A 23,277-nucleotide genomic window follows, 5' to 3' on the forward strand; every position below is an offset into this window, starting at 1 on the left:
CGGCGCTGCCGGGTTCAGGCACGCCCGGCTGAACCCGGGACGACGGGCGGTTGTCGCGATGGCGGTTGTCGCGATGGTGTCGCTGGTGGTCACGGGGGCATGGGTGCTCGCCTCTCGGCCGCACCGCTTGGCGGCCGCGACGACCGGGTTGACGAGTGCGCCGCCACCGATAAGTCCTGGCGGCTCGCTGATGTCACCGCTGGCGAGTCCGTCACCCGCCGGTTCTGGAGCGAGCGCCGCGCACAGCGAAGCCGCTGTAGTGGTCGACGTGGTGGGCAAGGTCCGCAAACCGGGGGTCTACCGGTTGGCTGCGGGCGCCAGGGTGGACGACGCGGTAGCCGCCGCCGGTGGCGCGCTGACCGGAGTCGACCTGGTGGCGGTCAACCTTGCCCGCAAGCTCAGCGACGGCGAGCAGGTCGCCATCGGGATCACTGTCCCTGCGGCTCCGGGAACTGGTGGCGGTGCCGATGCCGGTGGAAGTGCTGGCGGTGGTGGCGGGGATGCCGCCGGGGCGCCGTCCTCGGCAGCTTCTAGCTCGGCATTGGTGGATCTGAACTCGGCGACAGCAAGCCAGCTGGACGCCCTTCCCGGGGTGGGGCCGGTGCTCGCCCAGCGGATCGTGGATTGGCGCACTCAGCACTCGAAGTTCGACAGTGTGGACCAGTTGCAGTCAGTTTCGGGCATTGGCGACGCGAAGTTCGCCGATCTCAAGCCGCTGGTGACTGTCGGATGAGCCACCACCAGCTGGACGTTCGGAAGCTGACCAACCGTCGGGTGAAGGAACCGGACGGTGAGCGGGAGCCGGTGGATCTGCGGCTGGCGGTGGGAGCGATGGCGGCGTGGGCGGCGGTGATCTGGGGGCTGGGCCGAAGCGCGAGTACGGCTGCGATCGGCGCGGCCGTGGCGGTGGTGCTGACGGTTCTGCTGCTGGGTACCGGCCGACGGTGTCCGAGGTTGCTTCCGGTCGCCTTCGCGGCGTGCTGCGTGGTGCTGGTGCTGCCGCCGCTGTCGGCACGGCTACATCGGGCGCGGGACGGCGAGCTGGCGCGAATGGCGCGAAGCCGGGTGCAGGTCACCGCGGAGCTGCGGGTGACCGGTGATCCTCGTCCGCTGGCCGCGCACGGGACGTCGGGGTCACCGCGCAGCGCCATCGACGCGAAGCTGCTGGCGGTGGTGGTCGCAGGTCACCGGACGACGGTGGCGGGGTCGGTGCTGGTGCTCGGCCCGTCGGATGCGTGGCGTGGGATCTTGCCGGGGCAGCGGGTGCGCCTGGATGCGACGCTGCAACCCCCGCTCAAGGACAATCTCTTGACCGCGACGTTGTCGGCTCGCACCGATCCGGAGCTACTCGGGCGTCCGCCGTGGTGGCAGCGGGCTGCGGGTGAGGTCCGCAGCGGTCTGCAGCGGGCCTCGGCTGGTTTGCCGGTGCTGGCGCGCGGGTTGCTTCCGGGGCTGGTGGACGGCGATACCAGTCAGCTCGATCCGGTGCTCGCGAACCGGTTCCGGGTGGCGGGACTGACACACCTGACTGCCGTCAGTGGCACGAACTGCTCGATCTTGATCGGTGCCGTCGCGCTGGTGTTGCGGCGGATGAAGGCGTCGCCGCGGACGATCGCGGTGCTGGGCGGGGTGGTGCTGGTCGGGTTTGTGGTGATCGCCCGACCGTCACCGAGCGTGCTGCGGGCCGCGCTGATGGCTGCGATCGCGCTGACGGCGTTGGCTTCCGGACGGCAGCGCGGGGCGGTGCCGGTCCTAGCGGCATCCGTGTTGGGACTGCTGCTGTGGCAGCCTTCCTTGGCGGTGGACCTGGGTTTCACGCTGTCGGTGGCGGCGACGGCGGCGCTGATGCTGATTGCCCCCGGATGGGCGGATGCCCTGGCCCGGCGGGGTGTGCCGACGGGTCTGGCGGAGCCGCTGGCGGTTGCCGCGGCAGCCCACCTCACCACCGTTCCGATCATCGCGGGGATCAGCGGCCGGATCAGTCTGGTCGCGATCCCGGCGAACCTGCTCGCCGAACCGGTGGTGGCCGCGGCGACTGTGCTCGGGGTGCTGGCTGCGGTGACGTCGGTGCTCTGCCTACCGCTTGGTGCGCTCTTGGCGCAACTGGCCGGCTGGCCGTGCCGCTGGCTGGTGTGGGTAGCGGAGTATTTCGGCTCGTTGCCGGGCGCGTCGCTGCCCTGGCCGTCCGGGGTGCCGGGTGGGCTGCTGCTGATGGCGTTGTCGGTGGGGACCGCGCTCGCCTGTCGGCACAGCGGGGTCCGGGTGCTGTTCGCCGTGGGCGTGGCGGTCGGCGTGCTGGTGCAGATACCGGGACGCGCTGTCGTGGTGGCGTGGCCGCCGCACGGCTGGGTCATCGTGGCGTGCGATATCGGCCAGGGCGACGCACTGGTGCTCAATGCCGGTGGCGGAAGTGCGGTGGTGGTGGACGCCGGCCCGGACCCGGTCGCGGTGGACCGGTGCCTGCACGAGCTGGGCGTGACCCGGGTGCCGTTGCTGGTGCTGAGCCATTCCCACCTCGACCACGTCGGCGGCCTGTCCGGGGTGTTGCACGAGCGCGAGGTCGGACGGGTGCTGACCTCGCCGCTGAGCGAGCCGGTGACCGGTCATCGGCTGGTGCTGAATGTGCTGGCGACCCGCGGTTTGCGGCTGGAGCAGGTCAGCGCCGGCGCCACGCTGGATGCCGGGGGAGTGCACCTTGACGTCCTCGGGCCGAGGCAGTTGTTTCACGGCACCCGGTCGGATCCGAACAACTCATCCGTGGTCATGCGAGCGGCCATCGGTGGTACCCGCGTCCTGCTGCCCGGTGACGCCGAGCTGGAGGCCCAGGACGACTTGCTGGCATCGGGTGTGGATCTGCGGGCGGACATCCTCAAGGTGCCGCACCACGGCAGCGCGTACTCCGATCCGGCATTCCTGCAGGCGGTGCACGCCCGGCTGGCGCTGGTGTCGGTCGGATTGGGCAACGACTACGGTCACCCGTCACCGTTGCTGATCGCCGAGCTCGCGCGGTTGGGTGTGCCGACTCGCCGAACTGACCAGGACGGTGACATCGCGGTCGTCCGTGACGGCAGCCGGCTTGTGCCGGTGGTGCACTCGACACGGACGGGTAACGCCAGGGGGCCACCGTCCTCCGGCCGTGCGCATTGCCTTTGGCCGCACCAGGCGTAGACGGAATGCAGCCCAGCCGCGATCTGCCGTCGGCTCAGTTCGATGGCGTAGCGGGCCGCGGTGGTCTCGAACGCCGCTTATCTCCGGCGATCAGCAACCCGGCTGGACACCTCGGGCCGGGACCGCGCCACTCGTCCACGGCTCGGCACCCGCCGCCGTGCCGGGCTCCGCCGCGTTGTCGGTCGCGCATGAAATCATTTTCAGGTGCCGACCCCCGCCGCTAGCCGCCAACCCGCTGACCGGTCGGCTGCCGAGCCGATCGCACCGCTGACGCTCGTGGTCGGCGATGAGGAGTTCCTCGTCAGCCGCGCCCTTGATGATCTGCGGCATGCCGCACTGGAAGAGGACCCGGACACCGAGGTGCATGAGGTCGAAGCATCCACGGTGGACTCGGTCGAGCTGATCCAGCTGCTCAGCCCGTCCCTTTTCGGTGGCCGGCGGGTCGTGATGCTGCGCTCGGCACAGGACCTTCCGGCGGCCGTCGCCACGACGGTCGTACCGATGCTGCTCGATCCAGGCCCGGATGCTGCCGTGGTCGTCCAGCACGTCGGCGGAGCCAAGGGCAAGGCGACACTGGACAAGGTCCGCAAGGCCAAGGCGACCGAGATCGTCTGCGCCAAGCTGACCCGGCCGGAGGACCGGCAGGCGTTCTTGCGCAGCGAGGTCCGCCGGTTCAAGGGCAAGATCACCGCCGACGCCGCCAGTGCAGTGCTGGACGCCGTCGGCAGCGACCTGCGTGAGATCTCAGCCGTCATCGCACAGCTTGTTGGCGACACCGGCGGCTCCATCGACGCGGCCGCGGTTGCGGCCTACCACCGTGGTCGTGCCGAGGTCACCGGATTCGCGGTGGCCGACCAAGCTGTGATCGGCAACGTTGCCGCCGCCCTGACCAACCTGCGATGGGCCCTGAACGTGGGGGTCGCCCCGGTTCTCGTCGCGGATGCGCTGGCCGACGGCATCCGATCAGTCGCTCGGGTAGTCGGAGCCGGCCCGGGGGACCCGTTCAGGCTCGCTCAGTCACTCGGCATGCCGCCGTGGAAGGTCAAGCGCGCCCGGACGCAGTCCAACGGTTGGACCGAGCCCGGCCTGCGCAGGGCGCTCGGCGTGGTCGCGGCACTGAACGCCGATGTCAAGGGAGCAGCTGCCGATCCGGAGTACGCCCTGGAGTCGGCCGTCCGCAAAATCGCCGCCGCCCGAAGCGCCCGCTGAACCAGATCGCCCGCTGCCCACAAATGTTCGCTAACGGTCGGCGTTTGACCTGGCCTGTGGTCGCTCTGGCGACCCGGTGGTAGGTCGATCGGGCAGCAGCCGCTGAGGCGCCAGCAGCCAACCACCGGCGGACAACGATTGGCAGGCAGCGACCCGCGGACAGCAACCGGCTGGCAAGCGCTGCGCCCTCGCAGCGCCATGCGGGCAGCACAAAACCCGCGTACCGGCCAGGTGGCCAGCGCGCGGGCTGGAAAGTATGCGGCTGCTTAGAGAGCGCTGACGCGGTGCGCCATCGCGGACTTCTTGTTCGCTGCCTGGTTGGCGTGGATGACGCCCTTGCTGACGGCCTTGTCCAGCTGACGGGAGGCACTCACCAGAGCGGTGCTCGCCTTGTCCTTGTCGCCCGACTCGGCGGCCTCACGGAAGGAACGGATAGACGTCTTCAGCGCGCTCTTGACGCTCTTGTTGCGCTGCCGAGCCGCCTCGTTCGTGCGGATCCGCTTGATCTGGGACTTGATGTTCGCCACGAAGTTGCCTCAAATGCCGATCGTTGATGTGAAACCTTGGTCGCCGCGCTGTCGCGGACAACCTCGCCAGATTACCAGTGCGCAACACGCCGCCCCAAATCCCTGGGGGACGGCAGCGTCAGGCGCGGACGGTGACCAGCTCGAACCGGGTGTACAGGAACGTCCGTACCGAGTTCGGGTCCGACAGTACGTCGGTGACCGGCCCGTCCTCGGCGCCGTCCAGGCCGAAGGCCAGCGCGGTGCCGTTCTCGAAGTACACCGGGCTGTCCACCGGGGCGACATCGGTCAACCGGACCATCACGTAGCGGTCGCCGATCTCGGCGATCAGGCTGGTCGCCTCGGCGTCCTCGCCCGGTGCCTCGGCGGTGTGGACGGACAGCACCTGCTGCCAGTCGTCCTCGCCGCCGGGGGAGGTGTTCACCAGGTCGCCGGCCAGCAGGGCGGTGGCGGGAATGCGGTATTCGGTGACGGCGCGTGGGTCCGGAGCAGGCTGGGTCATGGCCCCATCCTCGCATCCGGCACTGGCCGTGGCAGCACGTCGGCCGCTTGGCTACCCTTCCGCCGCGGCTCGAGTTGGTATGCCGTCGAGCCGCCATAGCGGCCGCTCGCTATACCAACCTGATACCAACCTGGTCACGCCAAGCGACCGCGGCCGAGCGGAATCCCCGCCCGTGCCGCTACCCGACCCCGGGCATGGGAGAATTGCGGGCAACGCCCCGCGCGAGCTGGGGTCGGTGCCGGGCAACCGGACTCGTCCAATCTTTCAGAGAGCAGCCTGTGCCCGCTATTCCGAGCCCCGCCGGCGCCACTCCGTCGGACCGCATCCGCAACTTCTCGATCATCGCTCACATCGACCACGGCAAGTCGACGCTGGCTGATCAGATGCTGCGGCTGACCGGCGTGGTCGATTCGCGCCAGGCCCGGGCCCAGTACCTGGACCGGATGGACATCGAGCGCGAGCGCGGCATCACCATCAAGGCGCAGAACGTCCGGATGCCGTGGCAGTCGCGCTTAAATGGCACCGATTACACGCTGCACATGATCGACACCCCCGGCCACGTCGACTTCACCTACGAGGTCTCGCGCAGCCTCGCCGCCTGCGAGGGCGCGGTGCTGCTCGTCGACGCCGCCCAGGGCATCGAGGCGCAGACCCTGGCGAACCTGTATCTGGCGCTGGAGAACGACCTGCAGGTCATCCCGGTGCTGAACAAGATCGACCTGCCGGCCGCCCAGCCGGACCTGTACGCCGCCGAGCTCGCCCACATCATCGGCTGCGATCCCGACGACGTGCTGCGGGTGTCGGCCAAGACCGGCCAGGGCATCGAGGACCTGCTGGACGTCATCTGCCGCGACGTCCCCCCGCCGGTGGGGGACGCCGACGCGCCGGCCCGCGCCATGATCTTCGACTCGGTCTATGACATCTACCGCGGCGTGATCACCTACGTCCGGGTCATCGACGGCAACATCGTGCCCCGGCAGAAGATCAAGATGATGTCCACCGGCGCCACCCACGAACTGCTGGAGGTCGGCGTCATCTCGCCCGAGCCCGTCCCGTCCAAGGGCCTGGGCGTCGGCGAGGTCGGTTACCTGATCACGGGGGTGAAGGACGTCCGGCAGTCCAAGGTCGGCGACACCGTCACCGACTCGGGCAAGCCGGCCACCGAGGCCCTCGGTGGCTACCGCGATCCCAACCCGATGGTCTATTCGGGCCTGTTCCCGATCGACGGCTCCGACTTTCCACTGCTGCGCGACGCCCTCGACCGGCTACGGCTCAACGACGCCGCGCTGGTGTACGAGCCTGAATCGTCCGGCGCGCTGGGCTTCGGCTTCCGCTGCGGCTTCCTCGGACTGCTGCACCTCGAGATCACCAGAGACCGCCTCGAAAGAGAGTTCGGCCTCGACCTGATCTCGACCGCGCCCAACGTGGTGAACCGGGTGGTGCTCGAGGACGGCCGCGAGTTCGTGGTCACCAATCCGTCCGACTGGCCGTCCGGGCAGAAGATCGCGGACGTCTTCGAGCCGATCGTCAAGTCGATGATCATCGCGCCCAGCGAGTACGTCGGCGCGATCATGGAGCTGTGCCAGAGCCGGCGCGGCACCCTGCTCGGCATGGACTACCTGTCCGAGACCCGCGTCGAACTGCGCTACACGCTGCCGCTCGGCGAGATCATCTTCGACTTCTTCGACGCCCTCAAGTCGCGCACCCGCGGCTACGCCAGCCTGGACTACGAGCAGGCCGGCGAGCAGAACGCCGACCTGGTGAAGGTCGACATCCTGCTGCAGGGCGAGCCGGTGGACGCGTTCTCGGCGATCGTGCACAAGGACAAGGCCTATGCCTACGGCGTGATGATGACGACGAAGCTGCGCGAGCTGATCCCGCGCCAGCAGTTCGAGGTGCCGATCCAGGCCGCCATCGGCGCTCGGGTCATCGCCCGCGAGAGCATCCGCGCCATCCGCAAGGACGTGCTTGCCAAGTGCTACGGCGGTGACATCACCCGTAAGCGCAAGCTGCTCGAGAAGCAGAAAGAGGGCAAGAAGCGGATGAAGATGGTGGGACGGGTCGAGGTGCCGCAGGAGGCGTTCATCGCGGCGCTGTCCACCACCGAGTCACCCGACTCCGGCAAGCGGTAAGAAGTGATGCACGATTTCGCGTTGCGCGATCACAGTGGCCTGGTCATCGCGCTGCCGGAGCTGGAGTCGTTGATCGGGCACTGGCGGTCTCGCTACGACGCGGCGGTGAGTGGCGTGCCGGCGCACGTGACCCTGCTGGTGCCCTGGGTACCGCCGGCCGAGATCACCGAGGCCGACCTGGATGCGGTCGCGCAGCTGGCCAGGAGCTGGCCGCCGTTCAACGTGAGCTTCCGCGACTTCGGGGTCTTCGAGAACCGGCACGGTCCGGACGTGTACTGGCTCTCGCCCGAGCCGACGGATGAGTTCCTGGCGCTGATCGACGATGTGCTGAGCTGCTGGCCTGACTACCCGCCGTACGAGGGTGTGCACGGCGACGACGTGACGCCGCACCTGACGGTGTCCAGCAGCGTCGCGGCGGCCGAGCTGGAAGAGATGCTGTCGACCGTGCGTGGGCAACTGCCGATCACCGCCCGGGCCGATCGGATCAGCGTGCTGGAGGTCAGCGACGGCCGCTGCGTCACCCGGACGTCATTCCGGCTCACCGGCAAGCGCTGAACCACGCCCAGCAGTCCGACAGGTCCAGCAGCCCGGCAGGCTCAGCAGCCCGGCAGGCTCAGCAGCCCGGCAGGCTCAGCAGTCCGACAGGCTCAGCAGTCCGACAGGCTCAGCGGAGGCCGGCGAACAGATCTATCTCGGGCACCGGCGAACCGGTCGGGTCCTGGATGCGGACGAACGTCTCGACACCCATCAGCTCGGTGAACCGCTCTTTGCCCATCCGCAGAAAGAAGATGTTCTCGCCCTGGCTGGCATGCGCGGCGAGCGCGTCGAACTTCTGGCCGCCGAACTCGGTGGTGTCCACCCAGGTCGTGATCTGCTCGTCCGGCAGCCCGATCTCGGGTAGCTGCTCGCCCTCGGCGGCCTCGTCCCAGTCGGCTCCGAGCTCGCGCATGAGGGCGCCGAACTCCGCCATCTTGGACCGCGGCGCCGTGGTCCAGTAGACCTTCGCCGGCAGGTCGGTCGCGGCGAGTGCGGCCATCGTGACCCGGTGCGCCTGGATGTGGTCCGGATGGCCGTAGAACCCGTTCTCGTCATAGGTGACGACCACATCGGGCCGGTAGTGGCGCAGCAGCTTCGCCAGCCGGCCGGCCGCCTCGTCCACCGGGGTGCTCCAGAACGATCCGGGTGAGTGATTGGTCGGCCAACCCATCATTCCGGAGTCGGCGTAGTCGAGTAGTTCCAGGTCGCTGATGTTGAGCGCAGCGCAGCTCTGGGCCAGCTCTCGCCGGCGTAGCTGGATGACCGCCTCCGGATCGTGGCCCGGGTCGCCGGGCTTCACGCCAGCCGGCCCGTCCCCACACCGGCCGTCCGTGCAGGTGACCAGCACCGTCCGGATGCCCTCAGCCGCCGCCCGTGCGAGCACCCCGCCGGTTCCGGTGGCCTCGTCGTCCGGGTGCGCGTGTACCGCCATCAGGGTGAGCGGGTGATCGGTCATGTCAGCAGCTTAGAGCCGAAGCTCCGGCTGACGCGCTCCGGACGATGCCGAGAGTCGATCCAGCTGGGCGCCAGGTCAGCCGAGCGCGCCCCGCACCGACACGTGGCCCTTGAGCAGGTTGCGGGCGATCGTCCGGCGCTGGATCTCGTCCGTGCCCTCATAAATCCGCAGCAGCCGCAGCTCGCGGTACCAGCGCTCCACCGGCAGCTCTCGCGTGTAACCCATGCCGCCGTGGATCTGCAGCACCCGGTCGACGATCTCGTTCGCCTTGACGCCGCCGTACAGCTTCGCCACCGACTGGGCATGCCGGGAATCGATGCCGGAGTCCACCTGGAACGCCGCCGACAGCACCAGCCAGCGCAGCGCCTCGATCTCGACCGCGGAGTCGGCGATCATCCACTGGATGGCCTGCCGCTCGGCGATGGGCTGGCCGAAGGTGACGCGGTTCTTGGCATGCTCGATCGCCATCTCCACCAGCCGCTCGCAGGCGCCGATCGCGCGAGCCGGCAGCAGGTAGCGACCGCGGCCGATCCACTGCAGCGCCAAGGCGAAGCCCTGCCCGACCTCGCCGAGGATGTTGCGGGACGGCACCCGCACCTCGTCGAAGATCAGGGCGGCCGGACCCCACTCGCCCATGGTGTCGATAGGCTCGGACTTCCAGCCCATGTCCCGGTCCACCAGAAAGCACGTGACGCCGCCGTTCACGCCCTTGTCGGGGTCGGTCACCGCGAACACCATGGTGAAGTCGGCGTCCGTGCCGCGGGTGATGAACGTCTTCTCGCCGTTGAGAATCCAGTCGTCACCGTCCTGGCGCGCCGACGTCCGGATGGCCGAGGCGTCCGATCCCGCGCCCGGCTCGGTGATCGCGAAGCACGAGATGCGCTCGCCCGCGATGGTCGGCAGCAGGTACTCCCGCTGCTGGTCCTCGCTGGCGGAAAACAGGATGTTGTCCGCCGCGCCACCGAAGTAGAAGGGGACGAAGGAGCGCCCGAGTTCGGCCTCGATCAGCGCGGTCATCGTCGCGCTCAGCCCCATGCCGCCGTACTCGGTCGGCGTCTGGATGCCCCAGAAGCCGAACTGCCGGGCCTTGGCCTGCAACTCGTGCAGCTCGTCCTTGCTGATGCCTGGTTCGCCGGCGCGCTCTCGGCGCAGCACGGTCTGCTCCAGCGGCTGGATCTCGCGCTGGACGAAATTGCGTACCCAGTCGCGGGTCTGGCGCTCTTCTTCGGACAGCGAGAAATCCATGACGGCGATCCCTTCTTCCAAACCAAACACAGTGTTAGCGATCGTGGCAACGAATGTAACCGGTCTAGTTCAGGGCTCGATCACGATCTTGCCGATCAGGCTTCCGGATTCCATCGCGGTCAGCCCCTCGGCGATCCGGTCCAGCGGCAGCGTCCGGTCGATTCTCGGACGCAGGCCGGTCGCTCGCAGGAACGACATCAGGTCCGCCAGTTCTGCCTTGGTGCCCATGGTGGAACCGATCACCTGCAGTTGCAGAAAGAAGATCCGGTTCAGCTCGGCCGGTGGCACGGCGCCCGACGTCGCGCCTGAGATAACGACCTGACCGCCGGGACGCAATGACTTCAACGAGTGCGACCAAGTCGCGGCCCCCACCGTCTCCATCACCGCGTCCACCCGTTCGGGCAGCCTGGCGCCGGAAGCGAAGGACTCGTGCGCGCCCAGTTCCAGCGCAGCGGCCTGCTTCACCTCGGTGCGCGCGGTCGCCCACACCCGCAGGCCCGCCGCCCGCGCCAGCCCGATGCAGGCCGAGGCCACCCCACCGGACGCCCCCTGCACCAGCACCGTGTTGCCGGGCCGCAGGTGGGAGTTGACGAACAGCATCCGGTACGCGGTGAGCCACGCGGTCGGCAGGCACGCTGCCTCGGCGAACGAGAGCTCAGCGGGCTTAAGGAGGACGTTGCGGCTGGGGACGGTGACCAGTTCGGCCATGGTTCCCTGGTGCTTCTCGCTCAGCAGCGAGCGGCCGGGGTCCAGCGTCTCGTCACCGGACCAGCCGTCGGCGCTGATCACCGAGTGCACCACCACCTCGTCGCCGGTGGCGGTGTCCACCCCGGCCGCGTCGCAGCCCAGGATCATCGGCAGCCGGTCGCCGCTGATGCCCACGCCGCGCAGCGTCCAGAGGTCGTGGTGGTTGAGGCTGGCCGCCTTGACCCGCACCGTCGTCCAGCCCTGCCGCTCCTCAGGTTCTGGGCGTTCGCCGAGCACCAGGCCGTCCAGCGGCGACTCCGGATTCAGGGCACTGGCGTAAGCGGCTCGCATAGCCAGACCCTAAACGAGAGGGTCGTCCCCGCCCGCTCCAGTGATCCGGATGGTTCCCGCGGTCATTCCGTCATCCATGCCTGCTCCTCGCTCGTCTTCGCTGGTCCGAGGTCCCGGCTCGTCCACCGGTTTCGATGAGGCGGCACCTAGGCTGGAGCTCGTGGCCCTACCTCGGACGTCCTGGCGACGGCGCCCGCTGCTCGCCCTTCTCATCCTCATCTTGCTACTGGTGATCGGATACGCGGCGAGGGGTCTGCGCGGTGACCATCACCGATCGAGCCTCGGGCCGGCTTTGAGCTACTCGGCCGCCCTTAGCTACTCGGCCCAGGACGGCGCCCGCTTGGCGGCGAAGGCGGCAATGCCTTCCTGCCCCTGCGGGCTGGCGAAGTAGCGCGCCGACAGGGCGCTCATCGCGGCGAAGTCCGCGGCCATCGATATCCCAGCGCGGTCGCGGCGCAGCATCGCCTTGGTCCCGGCCAGCGCGTTCGGCTCGCAGAGCCGCAACAGGCCCGTGTAGCGAGCGACCTCGGCGTCCACGTCGGACACGACCGAGTTCAGCAGGCCGATTTCCCGCGCCCGCGCCGCGCCGAAGGTCTCAGCGGTGAGGCACAGCTCCAGGGCGGCGCGGGGGAGCAGCCGGGGCAGCAGCGGCACCGAGATCACCGCCGGCACCAGGCCGAGCCGGACCTCGGTGAACGCGAAGTCCGCGTGCTCGGCCGCCACCGCCAGGTCACAGGCGGCGATCAGCCCGATGCCGCCCGCCCGGGCCTTGCCGTCCACCCGCGCGATCACCGGCTTGGCGAATTCCCACACCCGCTGCAGCAGCGCGGGAAACGCGACGATCGGCTGGTCCTCGGCCGGCACGTCCGTCACCATCGTGAGATCCATCCCGGACGAGAAAATCGGGCCGGTGTGGCTGAGCACCACGGTGCGCACCGCCGGATCGGACTCCGCCGTGTCGAGGTGCCGCCGGAACGCCGCGAGCAAGTCCGCCGAGAAGGCGTTGCGCCGCGCGGGGGCGTCCAGGGTGAGGGTCGCGACCGGTCCGGTGACGTCGTAGCGAACGGTGCTCATGGAACGGCAGGCTCCTCAGGACGGGCTGGTCGGTGAGCAGATTTTGTCACTAACCGGCGGGTCGGTTGCGGACCGGCCCCGCGCGCGCTCGACACTGGGTACATGCCCTCCGCTCTGCCCCTCGGTGACCCTGCGCCCTCGCACGGCCGGTTGCCGGAATCCTCGCTGCTCAGCCTGCCCCGGCAGCAGCTCGGCTTCTACGTGCACGTGCCGTTCTGCGCCAGCCGCTGCGGGTACTGCGACTTCAACACCTACACCGCCGAGGAGTTGGGCAACGGGGTCAGCCGCGGCACCTACGCCGACACCCTGATGTCGGAGATCCGGCTCGCCCGCTCGATCCTGCCGGCCAGCGCCCCGCCCGTGTCCACGGTGTTCTTCGGCGGCGGCACCCCGTCTCTGCTGCCCGCCGAGCACCTGGGCCTGGTCCTGAACGAGATCGGGACGGAGTTCGGCCTGGCCCCCGATGCCGAGGTGACCACCGAGGCCAACCCGGAATCCGTCACGCCCGCGTACCTAACCACCCTGCGCAGGGCCGGTTTCACCCGCATCTCGCTGGGCATGCAGTCCGCCGTCGGGCACGTGCTCGCCGTGCTCGACCGCAAGCACCAGCCCAACCGTGCCGTTGAGGCGGTGGCCGAGGCGCGGGCGGCCGGCTTCGAGCACGTGAACCTGGACCTGATCTACGGAACGCCCGGCGAGACCGACGCCGACTGGCAGGCCTCCCTCGACGCCGCTCTCGGCTCGGGTGCGGACCACCTCAGCGCGTACGCCCTGATCGTCGAGGACGGCACGGCGCTGGCTCGCAAGGTGGCGTCCGGTGCGATCCCGGCCCCGGACGACGACGTGCTCGCCGACCGCTACCTGCAGGCCGACGACACCCTGTCGGCGAACGGCTTCAGCTGGTACGAGGTGTCGAACTGGGCCCGAACGGAGTCGGCCCGGTCGGCGCACAACCGGCTGTACTGGTCCGGGGCGAACTGGTGGGGCGCAGGGCCGGGGGCGCACAGCCACATCGGCGGAACCCGGTGGTGGAACGTCAAGCACCCGTCCCGCTACGCCGCGGCGTTGGACTCCGGCCGCAGCCCGGCGGCCGGCCGGGAACGCCTGGACGACCGTGCCCAGCTCACCGAGCGGCTGATGCTCGAGGTGCGGATGTCCGACGGGCTCGACCTGAGCACGCTGCCTGAGGCGGCGAGCCAGCACGCCCGCCAGTGCGCCACCTGGGGCCTGGCCGATCGGGATGCGGTGGGCAGCGGCCGGTTGGTGCTGACCCAGCGCGGCCGGCTGCTCGCCGACGCCGTGGTGCGCGACCTACTCCACGCGGTCAGCTAGAAGACACAGTCAGCTAGCGCTTCGGCCGGAGCTCGTCGAGATCCAGCACCCGCACGTGCAGCGTGTGCCGCTGCTGCAGTGCCGCCCGGACCGCGCGGTGCAGGCCGTCCTCGAGATACAGCTCGCCGTCCCACTGCACCGCGTGCGGGAACAGGTCGCCGTAGAAGGTGGAATCCTCGTCCAGCAGCTTGTCCAGGGCAAGCTCTCGCTTGGTGGTGATGAGCTCGTCCAGGCGCACCGATCGAGGCGGCACATTGGCCCAGTCCCGGGTGGAGAACGCGTGGTCGGGATAGGGCTTCGCCCCCTGTACCGCCTTGAAGATCATCGACACCCCCCGAACCATCTCGACCTGACAGGCCGGCGCCGAAAATCAAGCGCCGCGGAATTGTCTTGCCGTGAAACCTTAACCGTTCAGTCCACCGCAATAGTCAGGATCGTGCTCGGTGGCGGGCGCCTGAGCGCAGTTTCGGCGGGTCCGGCCATGACTCGCCGACTAAGCTGGGTGCCACGGCAGGTGAAGGGAGGCGATCGGATGAATGTGGAGGACCGCAAGCTCGCGGTGTTGCGCGCGATCGTCGAGGACTTCATCGCCACCAACGAGCCGGTGGGCAGCAAGGCCATCGTCGACCGGCACAACCTCGGTGTCTCGCCGGCGACTATCCGCAACGACATGGCGGCCCTGGAGGACGAGGGCCTGATCCACCAGCCGCACACCTCGGCGGGTCGGGTGCCGACCGACGCCGGTTACCGGCTGTTCGTGGACCGGTTGACCTCGCTTAAACCACTGTCCCAGGCCGAACGCCGTGCCATCGAGAAGTTCCTCGACAACGCCGTCGACCTCGACGGGGTACTGCGGAACGCCGTACGGGCGCTGGCGCAGCTGACCCGCAACGTCGCCGTGGTGCAGTACCCGTCACTGTCCCGTTCGCGGGTCCGCCACCTGGAGACGGTGCTGCTCAGCCCGTCTCGGCTGATGGTGGTACTGATCACCGACACCGGCCGGGTGGAGCAGCGCGTCGTGGAACTGCCCGGTGCGGTCGAGCCGGACGACGTCGCGGACCTGCGTACCACGCTCAACGGAAAGCTCAAGGACCAGCGGCTCGCCGACGCCCCCGAGATCATCGCCGACCTGCCCAGCACGGTGCCCGGACACCTGAGCTCGCTGGTAAGCATCCTCACCACGGTGCTGCTGGAGGCGCTGGTCGAGCACCCGTCCGAGCGGGTCGTGCTGGCGGGCTCGGCCAACCTCACCGAGCACTCCCTCGACTTTCCCGCGATCCGGCCGGTCCTGGAGGCGTTGGAAGAGCAGGTCGTGCTGCTGCGGCTGCTGGAGCAGCAATCGACCGCCTCGGGCCAGCTGCTGGTGCGGATCGGCAACGAGAACAGTTACGAGGGCCTGCACACCGCCTCGGTGGTGTCGGTCGGCTATGGCGCCAGCGGGATCTCACTCGGCGGCGTCGGCGTGCTCGGACCACGCCGGATGGACTACGCCCACACGATGGCGAGGGTCGCCGCGGTGGCCCGGTATGTCGGCGATCTGCTCGCCGAGGGCTGAGCCGGGTCCGCGCCTTACGTACACTCATCAGCAGAGTTGGCACTCGGGTCTGCTGAGTGCCAGTAGAGACTTGGGGTGAGTGCACCGGTGGCAGGTACGGTCCGGGATTACTACGGCGTTCTCGAGGTCAGAAGCGACGCGACGGCAGAAGAGATCAAGCGGGCGTACCGCAAGCTCGCGCGAGAACTGCACCCGGACGTGAACCAAGATCCGCAAGCGCAGAACCGGTTCAAGGACGTCACAGCGGCCTACGAGGTGCTGTCGGACCCCGAGAAGCGCCGGATCGTCGACCTCGGCGGTGACCCGCTCGCGTCCGGCGGCGGCGGCGGTGGTGGCACGCAGTTCAACGGCTTCGGCGGGTTCAGCGACATCTTCGAGACCTTCTTCGGCGGCAACGGGGCGCGTGGCCCCCGCAGCCGGGTGCGCCAGGGAGCGGACGCGCTGCTGCGGCTGGAACTTACGTTGGACGAGATGGCGTTCGGCGTCCAGAAGGACATCGCGGTCGAGACGGCCGTGCTGTGCCAAACCTGCCACGGCGACGGCTGCGCCCCCGGTACGAAGCCGCGGATCTGTGACACCTGCGCCGGCCGTGGCGAGGTCCAGTCGATGCAGCGCTCCCTGCTCGGCCCGGTCATGTCCAGCCGTCCCTGCCCGGCCTGTGGTGGCACCGGCCAGCAGATCCCGTCGCCCTGCCCGAACTGCTCGGGCGAGGGCCGGGTGCGCGCCCGCCGCACCATCTCGATCGAGGTGCCCGGCGGCATCGAGGACGGCATGCGGATCAGGATGTCGGGCCAAGGCGAGGTCGGCTCCGGCGGCGGCCCGGCCGGTGATCTCTACATCGAGGTCACCGAGCAGCCGCACCACACCTTCACCCGCGAGGGCTCGGACCTGCACTGCACGCTGACCGTGCCGATGACGGCGGCCGCGCTCGGCGCGGAGCTGGAGCTGGACACCCTGGACTCGCGCGAGAAGGTCGAGATCCGCCCCGGCACCCAGTCCGGCTCGGTGCTCACCCTGCGTGGAAAGGGCGTGCCCCGCCTGCGCAGCGCCGCCCGCGGGGACCTGCACGTGCACGTCGAGGTGCAGACGCCCACCAAGCTGGACGACTCGCAGACCAAGCTGCTGCGGCAGCTGGCCGAGCTCCGCAACGAAGAGGTCAGCGTCACGGGTAACCACCGCGGCCTGTTCTCCAAGGTCCGCGACGCGTTCGGTCCCCGGTAACAGCGCCGACCAGCGTTGACGCCGCCGCTGTTCCTGGTGCCCGACCTGGGCACCGGCAGTACCATCGTGCTCACCGGCACGGAGGCTCACCATGCTGCGACCGTCAAGCGACTGGCGGTGGGTGAGCAGGTGCTGCTCGCGGACGGCCGGGGTGGCCTGGCCGAGGTCGTCATCGCCTCGGTGGCCCGCGACCGGGTGGTGTGCGAAGTGAGATCGCGCACCGAGACCGCTCCTGCCGAGCCGAGGTTCGTGGTGGTGCAGGCGCTACCCAAAGGCGAGCGGGCCGAGCTGGCGGTCGAGATCCTCACCGAGCTGGGCGTGGACGAGATCGTGCCGTGGTCGGCGTCGCGCTCGGTCAGCCTGTGGAAGGGCGAGAAGGCCGGACGGGGCGTGGCCAAGTGGCAGCGGACCGCGTGGGAGGCCGCCAAGCAGAGCCGCCGTCCCCGGGTGCCGATGGTCGCCGAGCTGGCCGGCAGTCCACAGATCGAACGCAGGATAGCTGCCGCGGACCTGGCCGTCGTGCTGCACGAGGATGCCACCGAATCGCTGGCCGGTGTCCAGGCGCCGGCCTCCGGCGAGGTGCTGCTGGTGGTGGGTCCTGAGGGCGGCGTGTCAGCCGAGGAACTCGGCCGCTTCGTCGCGGCGGGGGCTCGTCCGGTGCGGCTGGGCTCTGAGGTGCTGCGGACGTCGACGGCGGGTGCGGCGGCGCTGGCGGTGCTCTCGGTGGCTGTCGGACGGTGGCGCTAACGTGGGCGCCATGGCTGAGAACTGCTTGTTCTGCGGGATCGTCTCGGGAGACGTCCCGGCGACGGTGGTGCATGACAGCGACGGGGCACTCGCCTTCGCCGATGTCACGCCGAAGGCACCCACGCATGTGCTCGTGATCCCCAAGAAGCACCTGACCGACATCGGCGACCTGGCCTCTGACCCCGAGGCCGCGGCGGCGGTCGTGGCAGGAATCTCGGCCGTGGCCCGGGAATTGAAACTGGAGTCCTACCGCACGGTGTTCAACACCGGTCCGGGTGCGGGTCAGACGGTCTTTCATGTGCACGCCCACGTGCTGGCCGGCCGCGACCTGGGGTGGCCACCCGGCTGAGCATGGCCGCCGCGCCGGGCCGCAAAACGGACTACGGCATTGCCGGCGGCGCGGGTAAACTAGTGAACATCAGACTGAGTATCGGACTAGGCACCTCATCCAAGGAAGCAGCGCACCGCACTTGTCGGAACCGACAGCAGCACGGCAACAACATCAGCGCCTCAAGACGTCGTTCGTCGTGCCGGGTGACCTGGCGATGGTCGGCCTGCTCGGACCGCGTGACGAGCTGTTGCGGCTCATGGAAGCCCGGCTCAATTCAGAGATCCACGTCCGCGGCAACGAGATCACCATCACCGGCGGAGCCGGTGACAATGCCCTCGCCGTACGGCTTTTCGAGGAGTTGGTCCAGCTCATGCAATCCGGCCACAACCTCAACGCCGACTCGGTCGGACGCAGCCTCGGCATCCTGCAGGCCGACACCGAGCAGCGGCCCGCCGAGGTGCTCAGCCTCAACATCCTGTCCCGCCGCGGTAAGAACATCCGGCCGAAGACCGTCAACCAGAAGCGCTATGTCGACGCCATCGACGAGCACACGATCGTTTTCGGGATCGGGCCGGCGGGTACCGGCAAGACCTACCTCGCCGTCGCCAAGGCCGTGCAGGCGCTGCAGGCCAAGCAGGTGAACCGCATCATCCTGACCCGCCCGGCCGTCGAGGCCGGTGAGCGGCTCGGGTTCCTGCCCGGCACGCTCAACGACAAGATCGACCCGTACCTGCGGCCGTTGATGGACGCGCTGCACGACATGCTGGACCCCGAGTCGGTGCCCCGGCTGCTGCAGGCAGGCACCATCGAGGTCGCGCCACTGGCCTACATGCGCGGCCGGACGCTCAACGACGCCTTCGTGATCCTGGACGAGGCGCAGAACACGACGCCCGAGCAGATGAAGATGTTCCTGACCCGGCTGGGTTTCGGCTCCAGGATCGTGGTCACCGGTGACATCACCCAGGTGGACCTGCCCAACGGCTCCAAGTCGGGTCTCCGGGTCGTCCGCGACATCCTCGGATCGGTCGAGGACATCAGCTTCGCCTACCTGGACGCCCAGGATGTGGTCCGGCACCGGTTGGTCGGCGACATCGTCGAGGCGTACTCCAAGTACGACGACGCGAGCTAGCCCCGGATGCCGAGTTCAGAGATGCCCGCTCGCGCGAAGAGCCGGCATCGTGGCGAGCGCCATCATCGGTTTGCCGCATGAGCATCGAAGTCAATAACGAGTCCGGCGTAGCGGTCGACGAGCGGGCGATCAGTTCGGTGGCGCGGCACGTCCTCGATGCGCTCGGCATCAACCCCCTCGCCGAGCTGTCGATCCTGGTGGTCGACGTGGCGGCCATGACCACGCTGCACAAGCAGTGGATGGACCTCGACGGCCCCACCGACGTGATGTCCTTTCCGATGGACACCCTGGATGACAAGCCCGGCATCGAGGTCGACCCGGGGCCGGCCCTGCTGGGCGACGTGATCCTGTGTCCGGAGGTCGCGGCGCAGCAGGCCGAGGCGGCCGGGCACCCGACCGACGCCGAGCTATTCCTGCTGACCACCCATGGCGTCCTGCACCTGCTGGGCTACGACCACGGCGACCCGGACGAGGAGCGCGAGATGTTCGAACTGCAGTCCCGGCTCGTGTCCGAGTGGGCCGAGCAGCACGGACGCGGCCCCATCCGCACGCCGTTGCCCGGCACCGCCGGCGAGAAGCGGTCGTAGGCCGCCGCCGATGAGTTCCACCGATGTGATCTTGCTGGTTGCGGCCATCCTGCTGGTCCCCACGGCCGGCGCGCTGGCCGCCGTCGACGCCGCACTGGCACGGGTGTCGGTCGCCCGCGTCGAGGAGTTCGTGCGCGAGGGCAGGCGCGGTGCCGAGTCGCTGTCCAAGGTGCTGGCCGATCGGGCGAGGCACACCAACCTGCTGCTGCTCCTGCGGGTCGCCGCCGAGCTCACCGCGACGGTGTTCGTCACGATCGTCGCGACCTCGCGGTGGAGCAACGACTGGCCCGTCGTGCTGGCAACCGTGCTGGTCATGGTCGTGGTGTCCTACGTCCTGATCGGCGTGGGGCCCCGGACCATCGGCCGGCAGCAGCCCTACCCGGTCGCGTTGGCAGGGGCCGCTCCGGTCCTGCTGCTCAGCCGGATCTTCGGGCCGCTGGCCTCGCTGCTGATCCTGATCGGCAACTCCATCACGCCGGGCAGGGGCTTCCGCGAGGGCCCGTTCTCCTCCGAAGTCGAGATCCGCGAGCTGGTCGATCTCGCCGAGTCGCGCGGAGTCGTGGAGCATGGCGAGCGCCAGATGATCCAGTCGGTGTTCGACCTCGGCGACACCATCGCCCGCGAGGTGATGGTGCCGCGTACCGACGTGGTCTGGATCGAGAGCACCAAGACGGTGCCGCAGGCCCTCGCGCTGGCGCTCCGTTCCGGCTTCAGCCGCATTCCGGTGGTCGCCGACAACGTCGATGACATCGTCGGGCTGGTGTATCTCAAGGACCTCGTGCGACGCGGGCAGGACGCTGAGCGTGCCCGGCAGACCAAGTTGGACGAGGTGATGCGCCCGGCGACCTTCGTTCCCGAGTCCAAGCCGGTGGACGAGCTGCTGCGCGAGATGCAGGTGCATCGCTCGCACCTGGCCGTGGTCATCGACGAGTACGGCGGCACCGCCGGGTTGATCACCATCGAGGACATCCTCGAAGAGATCGTCGGCGAGATCCACGACGAGTACGACGTCGAGCGGCCACTGATCGAGAACCTCGAGGACGGTTCCGTCCGGCTCACCGCCCGGCTGCCCGTCGAGGACCTCGGTGAGCTGTTCGATGTCGAGCTGCCCCGCGGCGACGATGTCGAGACCGTCGGTGGCCTGATGGCACAGCTGCTCGGCAGGGTGCCCATCGCTGGTTCGTCGGTGAACGCGTACGGCCTGGAGCTGACAGCCGAGAGCATCAGCGGTCGGCGGAACCAGATCGACACCGTGCTTGCCAGAAAACTGCCCGATCCCGATCCGGACGAGGATGCCCATGCCTGACACCGCACCGAACGCCCGGTCCGCTGCCGCTGCCGCTGCCCAGCCTGCCTTCGACGCCGAGGACGCCAAGCTCGTCACGCTCGCGCGCGCCACCCGAGCCCGGACCGGGGCGGCGCAGGGCGCGGCGGTGCGCGACACCGACGGCCGGACGTACGCGGCGGCCACCGTCAGCCTGGCCTCGCTGCGGTTGAGCGCCCTGCAGGTGGCTGTCGCGATGGCGGTCTCGTCCGGAGCCCCTGGACTCGAGGCTGCCGTGGTGCTCGCGGCGGAGCCAGCAGACCCGGACGGGGAGGCGGCGGTGGCCGATGTGGCACCGGCAGCCCCGGTGTACTTCGTCGACCTCGCAGGCAGCCCGCACGCCTGACCCGACTCAGCCGCCGGGGCCGTCTCAGCCAGCGCGCCCATCCTCAGCCGCGAGTGGCTCCGCGCTACCGCCAGGGCGGCAGCACCGGCAGGGCACCGTCGCTCGTGGACAGCGCGGTGCCCGGGCCACGTCCGGTCAGCCAGCGCAGTGCCGCCGGGAGGGTGCCGTACACCGTCGTCCTGGCTGTGGCTGTGTCCGGGCCGAACCGCAGCTGACGGTCCATGTCGGTGAGAACCAGGGCGAAGGCCTGCTCCTCGCCGACCGGCAGCCGGTCGTGCGTGCGTTGCAGGCCGAGTTCCAGAACCGCCGCGGGCATGTCCGCGAAGTCGTGGCCCAGACCGAGATCGACGTGGTGGAACTCCACCTCGAACAGGCGTCCGGCGATCAGGTGGAAGGCCTGCTCCGGCTCGATCCCCGGCCGGCGCTGGACGGAGGGCCTGCCACGCCGGATCGGGCAGCTCGTGCGCGGCCTCGGCCCACCGCCGCGCTGAGGCACGGACGTCCTCGGCCAGCTCGCCGGCAGGGCGGCCGGCGCCGGCCTCGATGTCGGCATCGCGCCCGTCCGGCTCGCGGTACATCGACCTCGGCACGCCGGTGCGGGCCCACCCGAACAGGTTGCGCATCCCATCGCCGCTTCGAGCCACGTGCGAGATGACGTGTCCCCGACTCCACCCCGGTAGGGCCGACGGCTGCCGGGCGGCCTCGTCGGTCAGCCCGTCGAGGGTGATCAGCAGTCGGCCGGTTGCGGCAGTGACCAGGCACAGGTATTCGTCCACGATGCTCGGCATGCCCAGGAGTTTGGCAGACCCATGCGACAGTGCTGGAACGTCACCAGTTGAAGGCGTTCACCCCGCTCAGGGTCCCGACGAACACCGCGTCGCCGTAGAGCAGCGGGGTGGCGAACCGGTTCACCGCGCCCACCGTCATCGTGTATCTGGTGGCGCCGGTCCTGGGGTCCATCACATGCAGCACGCCCGCCGAGGTGTCCAGCGCCCACACCAGCCCGCCGCCGACGACCGGGGATCCGGCGATGTTCGAGGGTGCGTGCCAGAGCACGGTCATCACACCGGTACTGCTGATCTGAACCGCCCGCAGGCCGTCGCTGCACGGCACGTAGACCACGCTGCCGACCACCGCCGCGCCGCCGAACGACCTGCACAGCGCGCGCTGGGACACCTGGCCGCCGATGCCGCCGAGGTGATCGCGCCTGAGTACGTAGGCGTTGCCGGACTTGCCGGCGATGAACACGAAGTCGCCGACGATCGCGGGGCCCTGCGAGCCCAGGTCGAGGTCGTCGCGGTTGTCGGTGCGCCAGGTGCTGGGCGAGAATGAGTCCTGGATCTGCTGGGCTGCGATCTTGAGGACCGAGTCGCTGTAATCATAGGTTCCGGACCCCGCCGTTGCCCCGTTGCCCACCGCGACCAGCAGGCCGCCGCCGGGGTTCTCGACCGCGCCGGGCGTGCTCCAGATGCCGCCCTCGCGCGAGGTCGGGACGGTGAAGTTCCACAGCGCCGCGGTGGTGGGCTTGTCCAGATCCAGCCCGACGACACTGCCGCGGTAGCTGCTGCAGTCGCCTGCCAGCCCGCCGTACGGGACGTATACCCGGCGGCCGCTGACCAGCAGTGCTCCTCGCTGTTGCATCGCCTGTGGCGTGATGCCCGGTACGGACGAGGGCACGTCCACGGTGCGTGACCACTTCACCGCGCCGGTTCCGGGGTTCATTCCGACCGCCACATGCCGGATCGGGTTGTTCAGGATGGTGACCGCGACGAGGGTGTCGGTGGCGCGGTCGAAGGTGGGGGTGCCGGTGATGCCGGTCGGATCGATGTTGCCGCACGGCAGGCTGGAGCCGCTGACCGGGGCGCCGAGGTTGCGCTGCCACACGACCTTGTTGCCCGCCAGTCGGTACACCGAGTTGTGCTCGGTGACGACGATCTTCATGCCGCGGTCGACGGTGATGGGCTGGCCGTACACCGCGCCGTCCAGCGGGATCGACCACACCTGCTTCGGGGCGGTCGTAACCCGCTTGGCGCTGATCGCGTAACCGGAGCGCTTGCCGTCCCCGTGGTACGTCGGCCAGTCGTAGTAGCTGGTGGTGGTGGCTTGAACGGCAGCCGGAGCCTTTCCGAGCACCGGCGCAGCGGCGGCACCTGCGGCTGTCGGCGCCGCGGTGGCGGATGCCACCAGGGTCGACGGAACGGCGGCGGCAAGGACAAGTGAGGCGCACGCAAGGTAGCGATTCAATTGCATAACGTGATATTAACCGGAGGACGCCGAGTCTGCACACCGACAAACATGGGCCTCGAACCCTGGGTCGCGCG

General features: G+C 69.4%; 23 protein-coding genes and 1 pseudogene. 14 read left to right on the plus strand and 10 right to left on the minus strand.

All coding sequences use genetic code 11. The features are described from left to right. Positions 1-58: 58 nt before the first annotated feature. From RM423_RS03150 to holA, 3 genes are all read left to right on the plus strand, one after another. Positions 59-733 (plus strand): ComEA family DNA-binding protein, encoded by a 675-nt coding sequence (locus RM423_RS03150; protein ID WP_311421540.1) that lies wholly within the window; start codon positions 59-61, stop codon positions 731-733. Beyond that, on the plus strand, positions 730-3,168 hold the full coding sequence (locus tag RM423_RS03155; RefSeq protein ID WP_311421541.1) for a ComEC/Rec2 family competence protein: 2,439 nt from the start codon (positions 730-732) through the stop codon (positions 3,166-3,168). Before RM423_RS03150 ends, RM423_RS03155 begins: the two co-directional genes overlap by 4 nt. A gap of 204 nt (positions 3,169-3,372) precedes the next feature. Beyond that, positions 3,373-4,377: a DNA polymerase III subunit delta gene (gene holA, locus RM423_RS03160; protein ID WP_311421542.1), complete on the plus strand. Its 1,005-nt coding sequence runs from the start codon at positions 3,373-3,375 to the stop codon at positions 4,375-4,377. A 266-nt stretch (positions 4,378-4,643) separates the two neighbouring features. Here holA and rpsT read toward each other — a convergent pair whose 3' ends face one another. Together rpsT and RM423_RS03170 are read right to left on the minus strand one after the other, a co-directional pair. Next, positions 4,644-4,904 carry a 30S ribosomal protein S20 gene (gene rpsT / locus RM423_RS03165; RefSeq protein WP_311421543.1) on the minus strand — a complete coding sequence of 87 codons (261 nt, stop codon included), beginning with the start codon at positions 4,902-4,904 and terminating at the stop codon, positions 4,644-4,646. A 118-nt stretch (positions 4,905-5,022) separates the two neighbouring features. Then, the gene (locus RM423_RS03170) at positions 5,023-5,403 is read right to left on the minus strand and encodes a hypothetical protein (protein WP_311421544.1); all 381 of its coding nucleotides are present in this window, start codon (positions 5,401-5,403) and stop codon (positions 5,023-5,025) included. A gap of 194 nt (positions 5,404-5,597) precedes the next feature. Here RM423_RS03170 and lepA point away from each other — a divergent pair, with 194 nt between their 5' ends. Then, positions 5,598-7,535: a translation elongation factor 4 gene (gene lepA, locus RM423_RS03175; protein WP_396327574.1), complete on the plus strand. Its 1,938-nt coding sequence runs from the start codon at positions 5,598-5,600 to the stop codon at positions 7,533-7,535. A gap of 6 nt (positions 7,536-7,541) precedes the next feature. Further along, entirely contained in the window at positions 7,542-8,090 is a 549-nt protein-coding gene (locus RM423_RS03180) for a 2'-5' RNA ligase family protein (protein ID WP_311421545.1), read from the plus strand. A gap of 109 nt (positions 8,091-8,199) precedes the next feature. Here the strand turns inward: RM423_RS03180 and RM423_RS03185 are convergent, their stop codons facing one another. From RM423_RS03185 to RM423_RS03200, 4 genes are all read right to left on the minus strand, one after another. Beyond that, positions 8,200-9,027 carry a PIG-L family deacetylase gene (locus RM423_RS03185; RefSeq protein WP_311421546.1) on the minus strand — a complete coding sequence of 276 codons (828 nt, stop codon included), beginning with the start codon at positions 9,025-9,027 and terminating at the stop codon, positions 8,200-8,202. Positions 9,028-9,102: 75 nt separating this feature from the next. Then, positions 9,103-10,272 (minus strand): acyl-CoA dehydrogenase family protein, encoded by a 1,170-nt coding sequence (locus tag RM423_RS03190; RefSeq protein ID WP_311421547.1) that lies wholly within the window; start codon positions 10,270-10,272, stop codon positions 9,103-9,105. Positions 10,273-10,341: 69 nt separating this feature from the next. After that, positions 10,342-11,310, minus strand: a complete 969-nt coding sequence (locus RM423_RS03195; RefSeq protein WP_311421548.1) for a zinc-binding dehydrogenase — start codon at positions 11,308-11,310, stop codon at positions 10,342-10,344. 315 nt (positions 11,311-11,625) lie between these two features. Continuing rightward, complete coding sequence (locus tag RM423_RS03200) at positions 11,626-12,384, minus strand: enoyl-CoA hydratase-related protein (protein WP_311421549.1); 759 nt, start codon at positions 12,382-12,384, stop codon at positions 11,626-11,628. Positions 12,385-12,486: 102 nt separating this feature from the next. On the opposite strand from RM423_RS03200, the gene hemW reads away from it, so the two are divergent. Beyond that, positions 12,487-13,716, plus strand: a complete 1,230-nt coding sequence (gene hemW, locus RM423_RS03205; RefSeq protein ID WP_311421550.1) for a radical SAM family heme chaperone HemW — start codon at positions 12,487-12,489, stop codon at positions 13,714-13,716. A 13-nt stretch (positions 13,717-13,729) separates the two neighbouring features. On the opposite strand, the gene RM423_RS03210 is transcribed toward hemW, so the two are convergent. Beyond that, positions 13,730-14,041: a type II toxin-antitoxin system VapB family antitoxin gene (locus tag RM423_RS03210; RefSeq protein WP_311421726.1), complete on the minus strand. Its 312-nt coding sequence runs from the start codon at positions 14,039-14,041 to the stop codon at positions 13,730-13,732. 207 nt (positions 14,042-14,248) lie between these two features. Here RM423_RS03210 and hrcA point away from each other — a divergent pair, with 207 nt between their 5' ends. The 8 genes from hrcA (at position 14,249) to RM423_RS03250 (ending at position 20,956) form a co-directional block, all read left to right on the plus strand. After that, on the plus strand, positions 14,249-15,271 hold the full coding sequence (gene hrcA / locus RM423_RS03215; RefSeq protein WP_311421551.1) for a heat-inducible transcriptional repressor HrcA: 1,023 nt from the start codon (positions 14,249-14,251) through the stop codon (positions 15,269-15,271). A 75-nt stretch (positions 15,272-15,346) separates the two neighbouring features. Then, positions 15,347-16,492, plus strand: coding sequence for a molecular chaperone DnaJ (dnaJ, locus tag RM423_RS03220; RefSeq protein WP_311421552.1), 1,146 nt, complete (start codon positions 15,347-15,349; stop codon positions 16,490-16,492). 15 nt (positions 16,493-16,507) lie between these two features. Then, positions 16,508-17,239, plus strand: a complete 732-nt coding sequence (locus RM423_RS03225) for a 16S rRNA (uracil(1498)-N(3))-methyltransferase (protein WP_311421553.1) — start codon at positions 16,508-16,510, stop codon at positions 17,237-17,239. A gap of 10 nt (positions 17,240-17,249) precedes the next feature. Beyond that, a complete protein-coding gene (locus RM423_RS03230) occupies positions 17,250-17,588 on the plus strand; it encodes an HIT domain-containing protein (protein ID WP_311421554.1) in 339 nt (112 codons plus the stop codon). Positions 17,589-17,766: 178 nt separating this feature from the next. Next, positions 17,767-18,699, plus strand: coding sequence for a PhoH family protein (locus RM423_RS03235; RefSeq protein ID WP_396327581.1), 933 nt, complete (start codon positions 17,767-17,769; stop codon positions 18,697-18,699). 77 nt (positions 18,700-18,776) lie between these two features. Next, the gene (ybeY, locus tag RM423_RS03240) at positions 18,777-19,286 is read left to right on the plus strand and encodes an rRNA maturation RNase YbeY (protein ID WP_311421556.1); all 510 of its coding nucleotides are present in this window, start codon (positions 18,777-18,779) and stop codon (positions 19,284-19,286) included. 10 nt (positions 19,287-19,296) lie between these two features. Next, complete coding sequence (locus tag RM423_RS03245) at positions 19,297-20,592, plus strand: hemolysin family protein (RefSeq protein WP_311421557.1); 1,296 nt, start codon at positions 19,297-19,299, stop codon at positions 20,590-20,592. Further along, positions 20,585-20,956, plus strand: a complete 372-nt coding sequence (locus tag RM423_RS03250) for a cytidine deaminase (RefSeq protein ID WP_311421558.1) — start codon at positions 20,585-20,587, stop codon at positions 20,954-20,956. Before RM423_RS03245 ends, RM423_RS03250 begins: the two co-directional genes overlap by 8 nt. A 64-nt stretch (positions 20,957-21,020) precedes the next feature. Here the strand turns inward: RM423_RS03250 and RM423_RS03255 are convergent, their stop codons facing one another. From RM423_RS03255 to RM423_RS03260, 3 genes and pseudogenes are all read right to left on the minus strand, one after another. Beyond that, the gene (locus RM423_RS03255; RefSeq protein WP_311421559.1) at positions 21,021-21,452 is read right to left on the minus strand and encodes a DinB family protein; all 432 of its coding nucleotides are present in this window, start codon (positions 21,450-21,452) and stop codon (positions 21,021-21,023) included. After that, positions 21,424-21,744 (minus strand): annotated as a pseudogene (locus tag RM423_RS25380) (maleylpyruvate isomerase family mycothiol-dependent enzyme); the annotation flags it as partial. The pseudogene RM423_RS25380 and the gene RM423_RS03255, both read right to left, overlap by 29 nt. A gap of 40 nt (positions 21,745-21,784) precedes the next feature. Further along, positions 21,785-23,206: a PQQ-binding-like beta-propeller repeat protein gene (locus tag RM423_RS03260; RefSeq protein ID WP_311421560.1), complete on the minus strand. Its 1,422-nt coding sequence runs from the start codon at positions 23,204-23,206 to the stop codon at positions 21,785-21,787. Positions 23,207-23,277 lie beyond the last annotated feature (71 nt).

It is taken from the genome of Jatrophihabitans lederbergiae, from assembly GCF_031845305.1.
GTDB lineage: Bacteria > Actinomycetota > Actinomycetes > Mycobacteriales > Jatrophihabitantaceae > Jatrophihabitans_A > Jatrophihabitans_A lederbergiae.

Coding starts and splice junctions, on each gene's coding strand:
- RM423_RS03180 (WP_311421545.1), top strand. CDS start 7,542: ATGCACGATTTCGCGTTGCGCGATCACAGTGGCCTGGTCATCGCGCTG.
- lepA (WP_396327574.1), top strand. CDS start 5,598: ATGGGAGAATTGCGGGCAACGCCCCGCGCGAGCTGGGGTCGGTGCCGG.
- RM423_RS03260 (WP_311421560.1), bottom strand. CDS start 23,206: ATGCAATTGAATCGCTACCTTGCGTGCGCCTCACTTGTCCTTGCCGCC.
- RM423_RS03150 (WP_311421540.1), top strand. CDS start 59: ATGGCGGTTGTCGCGATGGTGTCGCTGGTGGTCACGGGGGCATGGGTG.
- RM423_RS03185 (WP_311421546.1), bottom strand. CDS start 9,027: ATGACCGATCACCCGCTCACCCTGATGGCGGTACACGCGCACCCGGAC.
- RM423_RS03230 (WP_311421554.1), top strand. CDS start 17,250: ATGGCTGAGAACTGCTTGTTCTGCGGGATCGTCTCGGGAGACGTCCCG.
- hemW (WP_311421550.1), top strand. CDS start 12,487: ATGCCCTCCGCTCTGCCCCTCGGTGACCCTGCGCCCTCGCACGGCCGG.
- RM423_RS03155 (WP_311421541.1), top strand. CDS start 730: ATGAGCCACCACCAGCTGGACGTTCGGAAGCTGACCAACCGTCGGGTG.
- hrcA (WP_311421551.1), top strand. CDS start 14,249: ATGAATGTGGAGGACCGCAAGCTCGCGGTGTTGCGCGCGATCGTCGAG.
- RM423_RS03190 (WP_311421547.1), bottom strand. CDS start 10,272: ATGGATTTCTCGCTGTCCGAAGAAGAGCGCCAGACCCGCGACTGGGTA.
- RM423_RS03200 (WP_311421549.1), bottom strand. CDS start 12,384: ATGAGCACCGTTCGCTACGACGTCACCGGACCGGTCGCGACCCTCACC.
- ybeY (WP_311421556.1), top strand. CDS start 18,777: ATGAGCATCGAAGTCAATAACGAGTCCGGCGTAGCGGTCGACGAGCGG.
- RM423_RS03210 (WP_311421726.1), bottom strand. CDS start 14,041: ATGATCTTCAAGGCGGTACAGGGGGCGAAGCCCTATCCCGACCACGCG.
- RM423_RS03195 (WP_311421548.1), bottom strand. CDS start 11,310: ATGCGAGCCGCTTACGCCAGTGCCCTGAATCCGGAGTCGCCGCTGGAC.
- RM423_RS03245 (WP_311421557.1), top strand. CDS start 19,297: ATGAGTTCCACCGATGTGATCTTGCTGGTTGCGGCCATCCTGCTGGTC.
- RM423_RS03170 (WP_311421544.1), bottom strand. CDS start 5,403: ATGACCCAGCCTGCTCCGGACCCACGCGCCGTCACCGAATACCGCATT.
- RM423_RS03250 (WP_311421558.1), top strand. CDS start 20,585: ATGCCTGACACCGCACCGAACGCCCGGTCCGCTGCCGCTGCCGCTGCC.